This window comes from Sulfurihydrogenibium sp. (assembly GCF_027448985.1).
Lineage (GTDB): Bacteria > Aquificota > Aquificia > Aquificales > Hydrogenothermaceae > Sulfurihydrogenibium.
This window is the reverse complement of record NZ_DAIDMN010000136.1, coordinates 1-2,025: the sequence shown is the minus strand read 5'-3', so window position 1 is coordinate 2,025 and position 2,025 is coordinate 1. Positions and strand designations below refer to the sequence as shown.

2 protein-coding genes and 2 pseudogenes are annotated in these 2,025 nt (G+C 39.3%); 3 read left to right on the top strand and 1 reads right to left on the bottom strand.

What is annotated here, in order from left to right; all coding sequences use genetic code 11:
- The 3 genes and pseudogenes from NE054_RS07965 to NE054_RS07955 form a co-directional block, all read left to right on the top strand.
- Nucleotides 1-881: transketolase C-terminal domain-containing protein (locus NE054_RS07965; protein ID WP_297890417.1), on the top strand; the 881-nt coding region annotated here is incomplete at its 5' end.
- A gap of 10 nt (nucleotides 882-891) precedes the next feature.
- Entirely contained in the window at nucleotides 892-1,767 is an 876-nt protein-coding gene (locus NE054_RS07960; protein WP_345780607.1) for a thiamine pyrophosphate-dependent enzyme, read from the top strand.
- Nucleotide 1,768: 1 nt separating this feature from the next.
- Nucleotides 1,769-1,924, top strand: a pseudogene (locus NE054_RS07955) (2-oxoacid:acceptor oxidoreductase family protein); the annotation flags it as partial.
- Here NE054_RS07955 and NE054_RS08535 read toward each other — a convergent pair.
- A pseudogene (locus NE054_RS08535) lies at nucleotides 1,915-2,025 on the bottom strand (hypothetical protein); the annotation flags it as partial. The pseudogenes NE054_RS07955 and NE054_RS08535 overlap by 10 nt on opposite strands.

The window sequence follows — 2,025 nt, the reverse complement described above, 5'->3', positions numbered from 1 at the left end:
CTGGACCAGGACTGTTAAGAGGACTTGAGGCGATTGTTTCTTGGCCAGGACACAGAGTACCATGTGTATTGGGTGTACTTACAAGAGTTGTTAACGCACCACTTTCGATTCAACCAGATAATATTGAGATGGCATACCTTCTTCATAGTGGTGTCGTTCTCTTGCATGCAGAAAATCAGCAAGATACATTTGATATGACTTTGGCAGCATTTGCTATTACTGAAAAAGTAGATGTGTATATTCCTGTAGCCGTTGCAACGGAAGGTTTCTTTGTAACACATGCGAAGGGTTATGTTGATATGACTTCTGAAGAGTTGGCATTTAACGAGCCAGATCCGTATTCAGCACCAGTTCCGGCAATGGACAACGAAGTGCCACCTGCAAGAATTCAAAGAGATGCACCGGTTCAAAAGTCTAACTTTATGTCTTATTTGATTCACTCAGTATGGCAGCAAGAGATTTGGGACTCTAACAAAAGAGCAATGAAATATATCTATCAATACCTTGGTGGACCAATTGAAGTCCAAAATCCAGAAGCAGATGTATTTGTTCTTGCATCAGGCTGTGCAGCAGCACAAGCAAGAGAAGCACACAGATATGCACGAGAGGAAGAGTTAAGTGTTGGTTTTATTAAAGTAAGAGCGATTAGACCTTTCCCTAAAGAAGAGATTCGTGCAGCATTGAAAAATGCTAAAAAAGTAATTATTCCTGAACACAATATTATTGGTTGGTTGGCTACAGAAGTAAAAGCAGCTATTCCAAACAGTGGTATTGTCGTAGACGGTCCAAGAGTATATGGTGGTATGACATTACCTGTGGAATTGATCATGGAGCAAGTCTATATGGCTCTTGGTATGAAATCCGAAACACTACAAGCATAAGGGAGTTACAATGAGTTTAAGATATATGATTCCAGCGTCAAAATTTAAGAAATATCTACCAAAAGACTATGTCGAGTTGGTAGATTACGGTCCATTTGGTAAAGACTACAATGATGTAGGCGTAAAAAATATGGGTACCTACAAAGAACTGGTTGAAGAGCACCCAATGTGTTCTGGATGCTGGATGGCATACTATATTAAAATAATTTTTGCATCACTTCCAAACCCAGAAGATACAGTAACAATCGGTACAGCAGGGTGTGGAAGACTTGCAATTTCACAAGCAGCCGTACCGTTCATTTATGGTAACTATGGAGACCAAAATGCTATGGCATCTGGTATTACACGTGCATTTAGACTAAGATTCCCAGATAGACACAAAGATGTTATTACTATCGCGGGTGATGGCGGTATGATGGATATCGGTTTCTCTATGACAATGCATGCTTGGTTTAGACGTGAGAGATTTACTACTATTATGTTGGATAACGAAGTTTATGGTAACACAGGTGGTCAAGAGAGTGGTATGAGTATGGAAGGTGCTATTCTTAAAATGTCTCCAACAGGTAAAAAGTTTGGTAAAATGCCAGCAATGCAACTCGCTATTACAGCTGGATGTGTCTACGTTGTTAAAATGTCACCAACCAATATCAATAAAGCGTCAAAAGCGATCAGAAGAGCAATTTTTGCAGCAAGAACACTTGGACCAACATTCCTTCATGTGTATACATCTTGTAACATTGAGTACTCAATCCCTACTAATGATGTATTTAGAGATGCAAAAGAGATGGAAAAAGGTCGTTTTGCTTATGAAGAATATATGACAGATGAAGCAAAAGAGTTGTTTGCTCAAATTGAATCTAAAAACAAAAGAGAGGTAAGCTAATATGGCAATAGATAAAAAAAGATATAATATGCGTATTTCCGGGCTTGGCGGGCAAGGGGTTGTTACCTCTGCTCACATTCTTGGATCTGCGATGGATAATGCCGGTAAATATGCTTCTTTGGTACCATTTTTCGGTTCTGAAAAAAGAATGGCTCCGGGGATATATACATCTACTTTTTCAGTAATGGCAAATGCTGCCAAAGTCATGTCAAATGTATCTTGTTGATTTTCTGCATGCAAGAGAACGACACCACTATG